The 15,444-nt window shown below is 61.2% G+C and carries 14 protein-coding genes and 4 pseudogenes; 6 read left to right on the top strand and 12 right to left on the bottom strand.

Annotated features, from left to right (window positions below):
• Window positions 1–258, bottom strand: a pseudogene (locus tag AC1DDS_RS25445) (hypothetical protein); the annotation flags it as partial.
• Window positions 259–663: 405 nt separating this feature from the next.
• Between AC1DDS_RS25445 and ku (AC1DDS_RS25440) the strand changes: the two are divergent.
• The 4 genes from ku (AC1DDS_RS25440) to AC1DDS_RS25425 all read left to right on the top strand — a co-directional run bounded on the left by ku (AC1DDS_RS25440) (window position 664) and on the right by AC1DDS_RS25425 (window position 3,816).
• Window positions 664–1,530, top strand: a complete 867-nt coding sequence (gene ku / locus AC1DDS_RS25440) for a non-homologous end joining protein Ku (RefSeq protein ID WP_477481388.1) — start codon at window positions 664–666, stop codon at window positions 1,528–1,530.
• A gap of 5 nt (window positions 1,531–1,535) precedes the next feature.
• Window positions 1,536–2,348, top strand: coding sequence for a non-homologous end joining protein Ku (gene ku / locus AC1DDS_RS25435; protein WP_477481387.1), 813 nt, complete (start codon window positions 1,536–1,538; stop codon window positions 2,346–2,348).
• 140 nt (window positions 2,349–2,488) lie between these two features.
• Entirely contained in the window at window positions 2,489–2,611 is a 123-nt protein-coding gene (locus AC1DDS_RS25430) for a hypothetical protein (RefSeq protein WP_477481386.1), read from the top strand.
• Between the two features lie 965 nt (window positions 2,612–3,576).
• Window positions 3,577–3,816 (top strand): XRE family transcriptional regulator, encoded by a 240-nt coding sequence (locus AC1DDS_RS25425; protein WP_477481385.1) that lies wholly within the window; start codon window positions 3,577–3,579, stop codon window positions 3,814–3,816.
• Between the two features lie 90 nt (window positions 3,817–3,906).
• Here AC1DDS_RS25425 and AC1DDS_RS25420 read toward each other — a convergent pair.
• Window positions 3,907–4,379 (bottom strand): annotated as a pseudogene (locus tag AC1DDS_RS25420) (DNA-3-methyladenine glycosylase).
• Here AC1DDS_RS25420 and AC1DDS_RS25415 point away from each other — a divergent pair.
• Entirely contained in the window at window positions 4,311–4,454 is a 144-nt protein-coding gene (locus AC1DDS_RS25415; RefSeq protein WP_477481384.1) for a hypothetical protein, read from the top strand. The pseudogene AC1DDS_RS25420 and the gene AC1DDS_RS25415 sit on opposite strands and share 69 nt — an antisense overlap.
• Before the next feature lie 70 nt (window positions 4,455–4,524).
• Here the strand turns inward: AC1DDS_RS25415 and AC1DDS_RS25410 are convergent, their stop codons facing one another.
• The 10 genes and pseudogenes from AC1DDS_RS25410 to AC1DDS_RS25365 all read right to left on the bottom strand — a co-directional run bounded on the left by AC1DDS_RS25410 (window position 4,525) and on the right by AC1DDS_RS25365 (window position 14,954).
• Window positions 4,525–5,103 (bottom strand): carboxymuconolactone decarboxylase family protein, encoded by a 579-nt coding sequence (locus tag AC1DDS_RS25410; protein ID WP_477481383.1) that lies wholly within the window; start codon window positions 5,101–5,103, stop codon window positions 4,525–4,527.
• A gap of 247 nt (window positions 5,104–5,350) precedes the next feature.
• The gene (locus AC1DDS_RS25405) at window positions 5,351–6,043 is read right to left on the bottom strand and encodes a response regulator (RefSeq protein WP_477481382.1); all 693 of its coding nucleotides are present in this window, start codon (window positions 6,041–6,043) and stop codon (window positions 5,351–5,353) included.
• The gene (locus AC1DDS_RS25400) at window positions 6,040–8,736 is read right to left on the bottom strand and encodes a DUF4118 domain-containing protein (protein WP_477481381.1); all 2,697 of its coding nucleotides are present in this window, start codon (window positions 8,734–8,736) and stop codon (window positions 6,040–6,042) included. The genes AC1DDS_RS25405 and AC1DDS_RS25400 overlap by 4 nt, the downstream gene beginning before the upstream one ends.
• Window positions 8,737–8,751: 15 nt before the next feature.
• Window positions 8,752–9,324, bottom strand: a complete 573-nt coding sequence (kdpC, locus tag AC1DDS_RS25395) for a potassium-transporting ATPase subunit KdpC (protein ID WP_477481380.1) — start codon at window positions 9,322–9,324, stop codon at window positions 8,752–8,754.
• 2 nt (window positions 9,325–9,326) lie between these two features.
• Window positions 9,327–11,369, bottom strand: a complete 2,043-nt coding sequence (gene kdpB, locus AC1DDS_RS25390; RefSeq protein WP_477481379.1) for a potassium-transporting ATPase subunit KdpB — start codon at window positions 11,367–11,369, stop codon at window positions 9,327–9,329.
• Window positions 11,370–11,383: 14 nt separating this feature from the next.
• On the bottom strand, window positions 11,384–13,093 hold the full coding sequence (gene kdpA, locus AC1DDS_RS25385; protein WP_477481378.1) for a potassium-transporting ATPase subunit KdpA: 1,710 nt from the start codon (window positions 13,091–13,093) through the stop codon (window positions 11,384–11,386).
• 24 nt (window positions 13,094–13,117) lie between these two features.
• Window positions 13,118–13,204 (bottom strand): potassium-transporting ATPase subunit F, encoded by an 87-nt coding sequence (locus AC1DDS_RS25380; protein WP_477481389.1) that lies wholly within the window; start codon window positions 13,202–13,204, stop codon window positions 13,118–13,120.
• A gap of 542 nt (window positions 13,205–13,746) precedes the next feature.
• Window positions 13,747–14,240, bottom strand: a pseudogene (locus tag AC1DDS_RS25375) (YciE/YciF ferroxidase family protein).
• Window positions 14,241–14,416: 176 nt separating this feature from the next.
• Window positions 14,417–14,668, bottom strand: coding sequence for a DUF982 domain-containing protein (locus AC1DDS_RS25370; protein WP_477481377.1), 252 nt, complete (start codon window positions 14,666–14,668; stop codon window positions 14,417–14,419).
• Window positions 14,607–14,954 carry a DUF982 domain-containing protein gene (locus AC1DDS_RS25365; RefSeq protein ID WP_477481376.1) on the bottom strand — a complete coding sequence of 116 codons (348 nt, stop codon included), beginning with the start codon at window positions 14,952–14,954 and terminating at the stop codon, window positions 14,607–14,609. Before AC1DDS_RS25365 ends, AC1DDS_RS25370 begins: the two co-directional genes overlap by 62 nt.
• A gap of 204 nt (window positions 14,955–15,158) precedes the next feature.
• Between AC1DDS_RS25365 and AC1DDS_RS25360 the strand changes: the two are divergent.
• Window positions 15,159–15,444, top strand: a pseudogene (locus tag AC1DDS_RS25360) (hypothetical protein); the annotation flags it as partial.

Genomic DNA, 15,444 nt, shown 5'->3' with positions numbered 1-15,444 from the left:
CGAGTAAGGCGTGCGCACCCGCAGGTCGTTGGCAACTTCAATATATTGGCTGTCGATCGGCTCGAAGTCGTAAGCATCTCTTCCTTTGTCGTCAGCAAATGCGTCGAGAGCGGAGGTCTGGCGATCAATCCAGTGCGCAATCCTTCTGTCGGCGGTCTTGCCGGGAACGAACCAGCTTCGCCGCTCATCGTCCCAGCGTGCTCTGGGGAAACTCTGGCGGAACTGCTCGACGGTCGCGCGATCGTACGGGAAAGCCACGAAGGCTCCGGGTGGAACTGAGGAGGTCGATGGGAGGTGGCGCATTGGAAGCCCCGTGTTTTCCTTGGAGAAGGAACGCTCCGGCAGGGCGCAGGTTCAGAACAATCAACAATGACGTGTGATGTCGCCCGCCGAGGTGATGCTTGCTATCGCCCGGCGGTCGGCCGACAATCACCATATAGCATACGGGCGTTGGGCTGAGGGCTTCGACCTCCTCTCCGAGGGGCACCCCGCCCACAGCAGTCGAAGGGGTTAGCCCGCTACGTGCAGACCTGCGCACGGGACCCTGGATGTCATCTATAACCGGGAACAGATCATCGGCCCGCTTTTTGACACATTTTGATTCGGGAATCAGAGAAACCAAATGGCTTGCGCACCGTTTCTTGCTCCGTGGAGGTACCAAGTATGGCCCGGGCATTGTGGAAGGGATTTCTGACGTTCGGGGCGATCACGTTCCCCGCCATCTTGTACACAGCCGTGTCCTCTGCGGAGCGGGTGAGCTTCAACATCATTAACCGCAGGACGGGCAACAAGGTTCGTCGAGAATACATCGACAGTGGCAGCGGGGAGCCCGTCGAACGTGACGCTCAGGTGAAGGGGTATGAGGTCGAGAAAGACCAACATATCATTATCGAACCGGATGAGATCGCCGCGATCGTTCCTGAGAGCGACAAGACCATACGCGTCTCCGATTACATTCCGAACTCGGAAATCGACACCGTTTTCCTCGACAAGCCCTACTACCTGATACCCGACAAGGCTGGGGAAGAGGCGTTCGTGCTGTTGCGTGACGCCTTGGTGCGCTCCGGCGTGGCGGCCATTGCCCACGCCGTATTGTTTCGCCGCTTGCGCACCCTTCTGATCCGTCCCCACGGCAACGGCCTGATCGCCTCGACCATGAACTTTGACTACGAGGTCAGATCCGCCGAAGAGGCCTTCGAGGAAGCTCCCAAGGTTCACATTGAAGGCGAAATGCTCGATCTCGCGAAGCACATCATTGCGACCAAGAAAGGGACCTTCAATCCCAAGGAATTCGATGACCGCTACGATACCGCGCTGATGGAACTGGTGCAGGCCAAGGCGGAAGGCAGAACAATCAAGCCGCCGAAAGCACCGAAGGTGGAAGGCGTGAGCAGTCTGCTCGAGGCATTGCGGGAGAGCGTCGGCGTGACGGAAAAACGAAGGACGAGAACCACCGCCAAGTCGAGGGCGGCAGACGCTGCAAAGACGGGACGGAAAACAGCGTCCGGCGAACGTAGAAAGGCTGGGTAGGCACCATGGCTGTCCGTCCATACTGGAAAGGTTACCTGAAGCTATCGCTCGTCACGTGCCCGGTCGCGATGTCACCGGCGACGAGCGAATCCGAAAAGGTCCGGTTTCACACCATCAACCGAGAGACCCATAACCGCGTCGTTTCCCACTACGTGGACAGCGTCACGGGCAAGGAGGTCTCCGACGAGGATGAGGTCAAAGGCTTTGACCGCGGCGGCGAGTACGTCCTTCTTGAGGACGAAGAGCTGCAGGCCGTCAACCTCGAGAGCGTCAGAACGATCGAGATCAGCACCTTCGTTCCAAGGGAAACCATCGATTGGATCTGGCTGGACAAGGCGCACTACCTGGTGCCTGACGGCAAGGTCGGCGAAGATGCCTTCGCGGTTATCCGGGATGCAATGGCGGCCGAAGACGTCGTTGGAATTTCCCGACTTGTTATCGGACGCAGGGAGCATGCGATCATGCTGGAGCCGCGAGGCAATGGCATCGTCGTCTGGACCCTGCATTATGGCGATGAGGTGCGCGACGAGGACGAATATTTCGACCGCATCACGGCTGATACGGACCCGCAACTTCTCGAGGTCGCCCAGGAGGTGATCCAGGGGCAGACGAAGCACTGGTCGCCGTCGTTTGTGAAGGACCCGATGCAGGAGAACTTGCTGAAGATCATCGCCGCCAAGAAGAAGGGCCTGAAGAAGGTCGTCAGGCCGATCGAGCTCCCGACCGCATCCAAGAGCAACGTGGTCGATCTGATGGCGGCGCTGAAAAAGAGCCTCGAAGGCGGCTCGAAGAAGTCGGAGGCCAAGGCGAAACGTTAGAACTGCGCCAGGCTTCGATGATCGGCAGCACGAGGAAGACCAGCCGACCAGCAACGTTAGAAAGCGGCACCGCGAAAACTAAGCACCATGCGCAACATCTGGCGTACAATGTCGGTTGCCTTTTTTGAAGGGAACCGGCAATGCCCACCGATCAAGAAGCTTTGGACCTGATCGACCGCCATATCGCTGAAGCCGAACAGCACATCGTTGACCAAGAGCGGCTGGTCACTCTTTTGGAACTGCACCACAACCGACGCGGTTAGGTTTCTGGACGTGCTGAATGAGTTCTTGCGGCTTCACCGGCTGCATAGCGAAAAGATCAAGGACCGGGCTGCGCATCGCGGCATGATGAATGACAGATGCGCTCGGGCGTTGGAGGGAAGGTGCTTGAACGTCATCTAAGGAACGAGCGGCGAGGACAGGGGTGTTTCGCCGCTCAAGTGACGTTCAAGCGGCCACATAAACAAGCTCGCTTTGGAAAGGTTCCCGCGCGAGAATCTTTTTTCCCGTTAGTAGAAGGGCCTCCATGAGGAGCCACATGAAGGCCCTGTGCAACCTGCTTGCTATACAAAGAAAGGCAGGCGGCAGGTTGGGGGAAAGCGCCGCCCGAATTAGTGTACAGTACAAGCGATTGCTCAAACATGGTCGGGTTCGAAATGTTCCGCGACCTCAGAAATTTTTTGTTCGCCTGTCGTTCCAGCTGTGACAGTGTCAGGGCTAGCGGCGGAAAGTTGAACCGCATCGGCGACTCGACCACGCCCGCCCACGCGGTGCGCATCAAGGGTCGCCCGAGAAGCTCGTCGCTTGGCCAGGCGTGCTAGACGCAGCCTGCAAAGGCGGTGGCCATTCACGAAGTCGGCCACACTCTCGTCGGAGGCGCTACCTGCACGAAGTCGGCATCGCGATCGCGAGTTCATTCTGTATGGCAACACCCATATCGGGGGCAATCACACCATTTTGGGGTGCGTTCAGCACGCCCCTCAGGGCTGGCAGGAACAGCGTGATGCCGCCTTTTCAGTACTGCATTTGCCATGATGTCCAAAAAGACTTATATACAGGCTTGCGATAGTCAATTTTTTTGGCCTTGACTCGTACTTCTGAGAGCGGGCCGTCCCGAGTCCCTCTTCACCAAACCGAAGAACTAAATGTTCTCGTCGCGCGTCTTGGATGCGGTCGATGCGCGACTCTAAAAACACGTCGAACCGCACGGCATAACGGAGGTCAAAACATGTCGGCAGCGACACTTTTGCCTGAGACCGTAGCTGACGCCATCTGCAAAGGCGTTCACATAGTCAAAGCATTCCGCGATCACCTTGGATACACCATCGAAGACCTGTCGGTGGCAAGCGGTCTCACAGTTGCAGAGATCGAAGGTATCGAGACGAACTCAGTTTATGATGAAACCCACCTCGGTCGCCTTGCCAGGGCGTTCTCGCAGCCTGAGACCGCCTTTATCAAAGTGGCCTAAAGCGGGACTGTTCGGATCGCTCCTCGAAGGAGAAGCGATCTCGATCCGACTGAACGCGAGAAGTAGCGAAAGAGAGCCGACCCTGGGACTTCAAATGGGCTTGCTTAGGTAGCGCGAGCCTTGCACGGCAAATCGCCAAGGTCGCTCAACCGCTTTGTGATCCCAATCCGAGCGCCCCTTGCCACCGGGGTTGGAATTATGGGAAGTGCCAGCGAAAAGGGTGGTTCGTGAATTGGAAGTCCATTCATTTCGCCAGTCACGCTGAGCGCTTTGCAAACATTTCCAGGCCCCGCGCATAGCTTGTATGGGTTATCCGTCCCGCGTCGTGCCATCATCGCATCGACCGCATGCGTTGGCTCGAGCGCGCGAACTAGGACCGCGCCACCCGTGTCGCAGACAAAATTCAGGCACCAGTGCAGTCCATAAGACCGATCGTAGGCTCGGGCTGGCTCACCAAACATAGGTGCGTTGGCACGCGTTTGCCTCCGATAGCTGTGAGATGCCTCGTCGTCCTGTCGATAGGCTTCGGTTTCGACGATCATGCCACCGACACCGTCGACCAGCAGGTGGGCACCAAGAAGATCGGCAGCAACCGCGACAGCGTCTCGGAGGAAGAAGTCACCGCACCGAAGGATTGAGTTCGTTTTGCGCCGGAAGCAGGCGTAGAGACTTACTTCGCTCGATAGGCTCAGGCCACCTGGCGCTGTGCTATTTGCGACCTACTGCCATCTCTTCTCTAATTGCTGGATCAGTATCGAGAAACTCCGGTTCGACCGTTGCACCCACAGCATCGAAGTAGCGACTCATGAAACTGCGAAAGGACGCGGCTAACGCGATATCGGCAATATTGACATCGGAGAAGCCCACGTCCCGCAGCTGCTGTATGTCTGCTGCGGTTATCTGCGATGCGTTGCTGCTGATCTGTTCCGCGTAGGCCAGCATCTCAACCTGCTGATCACTAAGCCCAGCATTGCGGTAATTCCTTCGAACCGCCAGCGCTTGTTCACGCCCAAGCATCGTGGAAATGCTGCGGAAATAAACGTGAGAGCAGTAGCTTGAGGGGACATGCTGAGCCGCAACAAAAGTAATCAGCCGAAAGTTCAGTAGACTGAGCGAGAATCCGTCCCGTATCTGATGGAGCAGGTTCTCAATTGGAACGATGAGATCGGGACGTGCGGACCAGCACTGGGTGGCCTGCATCACACGTCCCATTGCTTTCACCTCGGCATCGTAAAGCGCTGCGATTTCGCCCGTTGCCTCGGCGGGTTCGATGGTCTTGATGAACACGACGACCTCCGAATGTGGTTAGCTCCACCAGACTAGCATGCTCGCTAAATCGTTTGGGCTCAACTGCGACATTTTTGGCGAAGAACTGTGCGCGGCAATGCCCGCTTAGGGGCCGTGAGCTGACTGTCCGATGAAGAGACAATCGGCGGGAAGCAGACTTCGGAGCCATAGTTGCATGTGTCCGGGATCACCCAAAGCGGTCATCAAACTTTTTTGGCCGGAGAGTGGCTCGGCCGTGCCTCAGCCGTCAGTCGTCGTGTCTGACAAAGCGATAGCCGACGCCCGGTTCTGTGCGAATGATCTTCGGGTCTGCGGGATCGCGCTCGATCTTGCCCCGCAATTGACCGATGAACACCCTCAGATAATGCAGGTCCTCGCCATGGGCGACGCCCCAGACGGAGGTGAGCAGCGTCTTGTGGGTCACGACGCGGTCCGCGTGGCGCGCGAGCATGACGAGCAGATCGTATTCCTTCGGCGTAAGCCGCAGTGGCTCGCCGTCACGGATTACCGTCCGCTTGATCATGTCGATCGAAAGGCCGTCGGTAGAGAGCTGCGCCTGGCTCCCTTGCATCTGGACGCGATGGCGAAGCGCGGCGCGAATGCGCGCGGTCAGCTCGCCGATGGCAAAGGGTTTTTCGATGTAATCGTCAGCGCCGAGATCCAGCGCGGCGATCTTTTCGCTTTCCCGGTCGCGCGCTGAGAGGATGATGATCGGTAACTGCGACCAGGTGCGGATGTTGGCGACAACATCCTTGCCGTCCATGTCGGGCAGGCCGAGATCGAGGATGATGACGTCGGGCGCGCTGGTGGCGGCTGCCTTGATGGCTTCACCGCCGGTCATAGCCTCGACGACTTCATAGCCCGCCGCCCCGAGCGCTGGACGAAGGAACCGCTGGATTTGCGGCTCGTCGTCGACCACGAGAATACGTTGCGCCGTCATTCCCAATCCTTCCTTGGCAGTTCGGCGACAGCGACCGGAAAGCGCATGGAGATACGCGTGCCGCGACGCTTGACTGCCGGGCTTTCGGCCTTGATCTGCCCGCCCATCGCCTCGACGAAGCCCTTGCTGATCGCAAGGCCGAGGCCGGTGCCGCGCGCGCGGCCATCCGGCTTTCCTTTCCGGAAGAATTTATCGAACACTTGCTTGAGATCGGCGGGGACGATCCCGGTACCGAGGTCGGTCACCGAAAGCACGATCTCGTTTCCCTCCCGCCGGGCATAGACGCTGACAGGCTCGTCGCCGCCGAACCTGTCGGCATTGTCGAGAAGGTTGAACAGCACCTGGCCTAGCAGCACGCTGTCGCCGCGCATCAACGGTAGATCGGACGCGATGCTCGTCTCGAAGGCGCGGTTGGGGAAGTATTTTCGCGCCCGCTCGATGGCCACGCGCACAACGTCGGCGACGTCGACCCAGTCGCGCTTGGCATTCAATGTTCCCGCCTCGATGCGGGTCATGTCGAGCAGGTTGGCGACAAAGCGTGTGAGCCTGCCGCCTTCCTCCTCGATCGATTGCAGGAGGTCGTCGCGGCTTTCCGCCGGCATCCGATCCCCGAGCTGGCGAAGGCTCGTCACTCCTCCCATGATCGTCGCCAGCGGCGTCCTCAGATCGTGGGAAATGGACGAAAGCAACGCGGCGCGGAACTTCTCGCCTTCGAGGCGTGCCGCCTGATCGAGGGTTTCGCGCGATAGCCGAGCGCGGTCGACGGCGATCGCCGTCTGGTCGAGAATTGCTGCCAGCGCCCGCTCCTCGTTGATCTCCAGTGGCTTGTCCCGTTGCACGTAACCGCAAACACCGACGACACCGTTCGGGGTCATCAGCGGCCTGAACTGGAACGGGCTGTTCGGCAGCGTGCCGGTTCCGTTGCCGGCTGCCTCCTTCCGTTCGAAGGCCCAGCGGGCGGCCGTCATGTCGGTGACGCCGAGTTCGGTGTCCGGCGGCCAGGCGACGCTCAAGGCAATATCGCCGTCCTCCGGCAGCAGCAGCACCGCGTTACGCCTCAGCATCTTCTGCGTCTGGGTGACGGCAGCCCAGAGCACGTCTTCGACGTCGACGGTACCCGACAGCGTACGGGAATAGTCGTAAAGCGCCTGCACGGCCGTCGCCCGCCGCTGGGCCGCCTTCGCCTGTTGCCGAATGCGGGATGCCAGGCTGCCGACAAGGGTGGCGACCACGAGGAAAACGAAGAAGGCGAAGACCTCGTGCGGCTCGGCGATGGTGAAGGTGCCGACCGGCTCGATGAAGAAGAAATTATAGGCAAGGCCGGAAAATAGCGCCGCGGCGATCGCGGCGATGTAGCCGGCGTAGGTGGCCGAGACCAGCACCGCGAGCAGGTAGAGAAGCGATATGTTCTGCAGGATGACGAAGCGTTCGATGACGAGGCCGGCCACCGTCGCCGACCCAACGGCGGTAGCGGCAATACCGAGCCAGCGGGCAAGCTCTTTCGGCGATACGCGGGGGCGCGGATGCTTCGGCTTTGTAGAGGGGCTCTCCCTGTCGGTAATCAAATGAACACCGATGCCCGCTGCCCGCGCTGCCAGGGCATCGGGCAGCGAACGACGAAAGAACCGAAATGGAAACCGATTGTGCCGCGCGCCGATGATGATCTGCGTCGCGTGCTCGCGTCGCGCGAGTCTGAGGATTTCCTCGACGAAATCGTTGCCGATGACGCGGCGCGTCTGCGCCCCCAGTCGCTCCGCGAGGCGGAACGTATCATCGAGCTGCCGCATTGCCTCGCGGTCACCGTCCTCGCCGTCGGCACGGTCGATGGAGACGACGATCCACTCGGCGTTGAGGCCCGAAGCAAGACGGCTTGCCGTCCTGACCACCTTTTCCGACAGTGAATCGGGTCCGATGCAGACAAGCAGCCTTTCGCCGGCCGCCCACGGCCCTTCGATGGCGTGTTGCTTGAGGTAGTCGACCATCTGGTCGTCGACCCGGTCGGCCGTGCGCCTAAGCGCGAGCTCCCGCAATGCTGTCAGGTTGCCCAGCCGGAAGAAGCGATCGATAGCGCGCTTGGCGCTGTCGGGCAGATAGACCTTGCCCACCTTCAGCCGCTCGATCAGTTCTGTCGGCGGCAGGTCGACGAGGAGCACGTCGTCGGCACGGTCCAGCACCGTGTCGGGAATGCGTTCGCGCACCTGCACACCGGCGATCTGCGAGACGACATCCGAAAGGCTTTCGAGATGCTGGATGTTGACCGCGGTCCAGACATCGATGCCGGCCGCGATCAGTTCCTCGATGTCCTGGTAGCGTTTCGGGTGGCGGCTGTCGCCGAGATTGGTGTGGGCAAGTTCGTCGACGACCATGATCCGCGGATTACGGCCCAAGGCGGAGTCGAGGTCGAATTCCGACAGCGTCCGGCCGCTGTGGATCACCTCGCGGCGCGGCAGGACCTCCAGTCCTTCGAGGAGCGCTGCCGTCTCGTTGCGTCCGTGCGTCTCGACGAGCCCGATGACGATATCCACGCCCTCTGCCTTGAGGCGTCGCGCCCGCGTAAGCATGGCATAGGTTTTCCCGACGCCAGGTGCAGCGCCAAGGAAGACCGTGAGCTTTCCTCTCGTGTCACGGTCGACCAGCGCAAGGAGGGCATCGGGATCAGGGCGGCTTATTCGCTCGCGGTCATTCTCGGGCATGCAATGTCTCGAGCTTTATCGGTTCTCTGAAGCAGCCAAGGCGAGGTTCAGTTCTAACACATTCACACGGGGCTCGCCTATGAAACCGAACAGGCGACCGTCGATTGACTTCTCTACGAGAGCGCTGACCTCCCGTTCTGGAAGGCCGCGCACCCTGGCGACGCGCGCAACCTGGGCCCTCGCGAATTCAGGCGAGATATGCGGGTCGAGGCCCGATCCCGATGCCGTGGCGGCGTCGGCCGGAACTTCGCCCATGACACCTGCGGCCCGCAGCCGTGCGATGTCCGCGCCCACGCGCTCCTTGAGCTTGGCGGAAGTGGTGCCGAGATTGGAGCCGGTGGAAGCACTGGCATTATAAGGTTCCGGTGCGGTCGCCGAGGGGCGCGGCCAGAAGTATTGTGCGGAGGCAAAGTTCTGGCCGATCAGTTCGGAACCGATGACGGCTCCATCCTTGAGGATCAGGCTTCCATTCGCCTGCCGTGGCATCAGCGCCTGCGCGATACCCGTGATCACCAGCGGATAGACCAGGCCCGTGATCACGGTCAGGGCCAGGGTAAGAACAAGGGCGGGACGGAGTTGACTGAGCATGGTCACACCAGATTGAGGGTGGAGACGACGATGTCGATGGCCTTGATTCCGACGAAGGGCAGCAGGATGCCGCCGAGGCCGTAGACCAGCAGGTTGCGGCGCAACAGCGCGGCCGCGCCGACGGGACGATATTTGACGCCTTTCAGCGCGAGCGGAATGAGCGCAACGATGATCAGCGCATTGAAGATGACGGCGGAAAGGATTGCGGACTGCGGCGATCCGAGTCCCATGACATTGAGCGCCCCGAGCGCCGGGTAGGTGGTCACGAACAGTGCGGGAATGATGGCGAAATATTTCGCCACGTCGTTGGCGATCGAAAAGGTGGTCAGCGAGCCGCGCGTCATCAGCAGTTGCTTGCCGATCTCGACGATCTCGATGAGCTTGGTGGGGCTCGAATCTAGGTCGACCATGTTGGCGGCCTCGCGGGCGGCTTGCGTTCCCGTCTGCATGGCAACGCCCACATCAGCCTGCGCGAGCGCCGGGGCGTCGTTGGTGCCGTCGCCGCACATGGCGATGAGCCGGCCGCCCTTCTGTTCCTTGCGGATGAAGGCGAGCTTGTCCTCGGGCGTGGCCTCGGCAAGGAAATCGTCGACGCCCGCCTCGGATGCGATTGCGGCGGCCGTGATCGGATTGTCGCCCGTGACCATCACGGTGCGGATGCCCATTGCCCGCAATGCGGCGAAGCGCTCCTTGATGCCCGGCTTGACGATGTCCTTCAGGTGGATGACGCCAAGGAGCCGGTTGCCGTCCGCCACGGCTAGCGGCGTGCCGCCGGTGCGGGCGATCTTGTCGACGGCCTGCCGGAAAACGGCGGGGACCTCGGCCTCGGAAAGGCCGGCAAACTTCAGGACGGAGTCGACCGCACCCTTGCGCAGCCGACGACGCGCATGATCGACACCGGAGAGCCGGGTTTCGGCGGCAAACGGGATGATCGCATCCATCTTTTCCGCCGGCGCGTGCCGGCCGAATTCACCGGTGGCAAGCGCCACGATCGAGCGGCCTTCCGGCGTCTCGTCCGCCAGGCTCGCCAGTAGCGCCGCATCGGCGAGTTCTTGTTCTGTGACACCCGGAACAGGCAGGAAATCGCTCGCCATGCGGTTGCCGTAGGTAACCGTGCCGGTCTTGTCGAGCAACAGTGTGTCGACGTCGCCGGCCGCCTCGACGGCGCGGCCCGAGGTGGCGATGACGTTGAAGCGCACGAGCCGATCCATGCCCGCAATGCCGATCGCCGAGAGGAGCCCGCCGATCGTGGTCGGGATCAGCGTGACCAGCAATGCGGAGAGCACCGTGACCGAGAGAACGGTCGCCGAATAGCCGGCGAGGCCCCAGAGGGTGACAACGGCGATCAGGAAGATTAGCGTCAAGCCGGAGAGCAGGATCGAGAGCGCGATCTCGTTCGGCGTCTTCTGGCGCTGTGCTCCCTCGATCAGGGCGATCATGCGATCGACGAAGGTTGAGCCCGGAGCGGTCGTGATTCGGACCTTGACCCAGTCGGAAAGGACCTGGGTGCCGCCGGTGACGGCGGACCGGTCGCCGCCGGCTTCGCGGATCACCGGAGCCGATTCGCCCGTGATCGCGCTCTCGCTGACCGATGCGACACCTTCGACAATCTCGCCGTCGCCGGGGATCAACTCGCCGGCTTCGACGAGAACGAGATCGCCGATTTTCAGCGTGGTGGCCGGGACGTCCTGCGTCTCGCGCCTCTCGGAAGACAGGAGCCTGCGCGCCGTCAGCTCCGACTTGGAGCGGCGCAGGAAGTCGGCCTGCGCCTTGCCGCGCCCTTCGGCAACGGCTTCGGCGAAGGTTGCGAACAGCACCGTGAACCACAGCCACGCGGCGATCTGGCCCGAAAAGAACGGGCTGCCGCCGCTGGCGACGAGGTCGCGCACGAAGAACAGGGTGACCACCGCCGCCACGACCTCGGTCACGAAGATCACCGGATTGCGGACGAGCTGGCGCGGGTCGAGCTTGAAGAAGGCGGCCTTGGCTGCGGGCAGAAGGATCGCCGGATCGAAGAGGCGGGGTGCGAGGGGTTTCCTGGACATATGCCTGGTTTCCTTCAGAAGGTCTGGCCCGAGATCATGGCGAAATGCTCGATGATCGGGCCGAGGGCGAGCGCCGGGAAGAACTGCAGCCCGCCGAGGATGAGGATGATGCCGATCATCAGGCCGACGAAGAGCGGCGTGTCGGTCGGAAACGTGCCTTTCGACGCCGGCACGCGCGTCTTGGCGGCGATCGATCCGGCAATGGCAAGCACGGGAACGGCATAGGCGAAGCGGCCCAGCAACATCGCAATACCGAGGGTGGTGTTGTACCATGGCGTATTGCCGGAGAGCCCACCGAACGCCGATCCGTTGTTGCCGGTGGCGGATGTGAAGGCATAGAGGATCTCCGAGAGCCCGTGCGGCCCGGCGGTGCCGATACTGGCAACGGCCGACGGCAGCATCGCGGAGATCGCCGTGAAGCCGAGGATCGCCACCGGCAGGATGAGTACGGCGAACATCGCATACTTCATCTCGCGCGCCTCGATCTTCTTGCCCAGTAGTTCCGGGCTGCGGCCGACCATCAGGCCGGCAACGAACACGGCGAGGATCGAAAAAACGACCAGGCCGTAGAGGCCGGAGCCGACACCGCCGGGCAGGACTTCGCCGAGCTGCATGAGGAACATCGGGACGAGACCGCCAAGGCCGGTGAACGACCCGTGCATGCCGTTGACGCCGCCATCGGACAGGCCGGTTGTGACCGCCGCGTAGAGCGCCGTCATCGCCTCGCCGAAGCGGATCTCCTTGCCTTCCATGTTGCCGAGCGCCGGATCGAGGCCAAGGGCCGTCAGGATGGGGTTGCCGGCTGCCTCCGCCCAATAAATGATTCCGGCGCCGACGATCAGGAAGGAGAACGTGACGGCAATGAAGGCCCAGCCCTGGCGGCGATTGCCGACGAGCTGGCCGAAGGTGTAGAGGAGTGCCGCCGAGATCGACAGCATCGCGAAAATGTTGAGATAGTTCGAAAGCGCTGTCGGGTTTTCGAACGGATGCGCGGCGTTGACGTTCAGGAAGCCGCCGCCGTTCGTGCCGAGCTGCTTGATCGCCTCCTGGCTGGCGATCGGTCCGAGCGCGATCGTCTGCCTTGCCCCCTCGAGCGTCGTCGCATCCGCCGAGGCGCTAAGCGTCTGCGGGAGGCCCATCGCCATGAAGGCAAGCGCCACGACGATGGCCATCGGCAGGAGGATATAGAGGGTTCCACGGACGAGATCGACCCAGAAATTGCCGACCGTCGAGGCGGCCGAGCGCGCAAAGGCCCGCGTCACGGCAAGCGCGATGGCGAGGCCGGTCGCGGCCGAAACAAAGTTGTGCACCGTCAGCCCTGCCATCTGGCTAAAGTGACTCATCGTCGTCTCACCGGCGTAGTTCTGCCAGTTGGTATTGGTGACGAAACTGACGGCCGTGTTGAAGGCAAGGTCGGGAGGGACGTTGCCGAAGCCCTGCGGGTTCAATGGCAGCCATGCCTGGCATCTGAGGATCGCGTAGAGCGAGGCGAAGCCGACCAGGCTGAAGGCGAGCATGGACAGCGTGTATACGAGCCAGCCCTGTTCTTTCGCCGGGTCGACACCGGCAGCCACATAGAGGCCGCGCTCGACGGGGGCGAGAATTGGCGAAAAGACGCTGCGCTCGCCAGAAAGGACCCTCGCCATGTAAAGCCCCAGCGGCTTGATGACGATCAGGACGGCGAGAAAGAGGAGGCTGATCTGCAGCCAGCCGATGGCGTTCATGGGAAAATCTCCGCAGAGGACGGGTCAAAACCGTTCAGGCGCTACGAGCGTCACGACGAGATAGACGGCAAGCGAAATGGCGACGAACAGGCCGATAAGAGGTTCGATCATCGATCCCTCCTAGAGCCGGCTGAGCGCGCGCGCGTAGAGCGCAAGCACGACAAAACCGCCGATGCCGGCGGCAAGAAATACGATGTCGAACATGGGCATCCTCCGGATTTTTCTGACGTCCGGATGATGCACCCTCGTGAGATCAAATATCGATTGGGATGATTGGCGGGGGACATAAGGAAAACATAAAGACCGCAAAGGCGGACGCAGCCGCCAGTGCTGTCCACTCACTGGCGCAATGAAGTCGTCCGGTCCTGTCGCTGGCGACATCTGCTTTCGGGTGGTCGCCAAGGGTCTCGGAATGGCGGGAATGGGGGCGCAAAGCGGACAAGGCTCGACTGCGTTAGGCCCTAAGCGGTCGTGCTCGTGATGAGGGGCCAGCAGAATTGCCATGGACCCTCGATATTGGAGCAGTTGCGCCCCCAAATTAGTGGCCCGTTTTTGTTGGGCGAACCACGCACTGGCTTGAGCGGGCTTCCCTCCCAGCTTGGCCGCTGGCGCTGGTTCCGTATCCAGCGATACCTAGGGTCGGGGCGCGGCGGCTAAGCGGCCTTCGAAGCGGACGACGTCTTATTGATGGACGTCACCGCGAGGTTCGTGAGCTTGTTGTTCGTCGCCTTCTCCTGGTCGAGGATTTCACTCAGGAGCGTATGCGCCTCGACGTGGCCGAGATCTTTCGCCCATTCGCGCAGCGAACCATACCGTGCGATCTCGTAGTGTTCGACAGCTTGGCACGCAGCGAGCAGGCCGGCATCAAGCGCGGTACCCTCGGCCTCCTGCATCAGCCCGTCGGCTTCCTTGATCAGCCCTTCGATGGCATCGCACTTTTCGCCGGAGGCCTTCTTGCCGATTGACTTGAAGACCCGTTCCAGCTTCTTGATCTGATCCTTCGTTCCGCGAGGTGCTCTTCGGCGGCCTTCTTTAGGTCGGCGCTCTTTGCAGCCTTGGCGACCTTGGGTAGCGCCGTGGTGATCGCATTTTCAGCGTAGTAGACATCCTGCAGGGTGTGCTCGAAAATCTCAGCCAGCGATTTCATGGTGTTCCTCCTTGGCAATGAAACGCGACGGAGAAATCAGCTGGCGTGGAAAACGTTCCAATCGTCGCGTCGAACGACACGTCAAATTCAATAGACACCCTGCCACAGGAGGCGCACTGCGCCGCATCGGCTCCATCTGTATGGCAGGAGACACGTCAAAACTCATCCTCGCACCCTCACTTCTTCCGTATGAGGATTCCCGCTTCCTCAGCAGCGCGAATGAAGGCATCGCGGGCGATTTGTGAAGGCGCTTCATGTTTCAGAACAGCCCGGCAGACTCGCTTGGCTTCTTTGTAGGCCGCGCCCTGTTTGCCACGCGGCCAATGCGAAAGGGCGGTGGCCGCCTGATGCGTGCTCCGCACAATTTCAACCTGGGCTAGGCCTCCCAACTCCAGCTCTACGCTTTTGGTCCAGTACCTCGGGTCCATTCGCCTCGCTCCTCAGTAGATCAATGGATCGGGACGAGATATCGGCTTCTTCCGCCGCTGCCCTGAAGGCTTCACGAGCGCCGCGATCGTCAGCGCCGCCCTCCAGGGCAGTTGCGCAAACAACCAGGGCACGGTGGAACGCAACGCCACCCAACGTGGGCCAAAGCTCCATAAGGCATTCCGCGGCCTCACGGGTGTTGTCGACCTGAAGAACCGCAAACTCCTCTTCAAACTCGATCTCCACGAGAACGGCTTTCGACCACTTCCGGGGTTTCTGAGCGGGCATGCGGCATCTTCTCCGCTGCGTAATCAGCTAACAGCGCAGCGAGTTCCCTGTGGGACAGGAGCCACGGAATGAACGACACGTCCCTCTGCGCGACGGGCACTGGCTTGGGGCCGCCTCTGCGTTGGCCCAGGTCGACTTCTTCAAATGCCGTCGCAAACTACCTATCTTTCATCGGACTAGCCATGGCAGCATCGGAAGCGGCCAATGTCTCGCAGTGGATTCATCTGCAGCGCCTTTGCGACACTCGCATTCATCGGGACGTTTTGCAGTGTCGGCAACGCGCGCGCCGAGGACCTTCTAGGTGACGTGATCGACGGCATCGTTCAGGCGACTGCTCCAGTTCTCCAGAAAGCGATCATTAGATCAAGAGATGACGCCCTATCGGCTGGCGTCCAACCAATACCTCCGGCGATTCGGCAAAAACTGCAGGGTTTTGTAGACAGCAGTACCCTGGACATTGCCCGCTACCGAGTTGGGGGCGGTGGCGAGC

It is taken from the genome of Mycoplana sp. 10N416 (assembly GCF_056394765.1).
The sequence above is the reverse complement of the archived record's forward strand: the minus strand, read 5'-3'. Positions and strand labels throughout refer to the sequence as shown.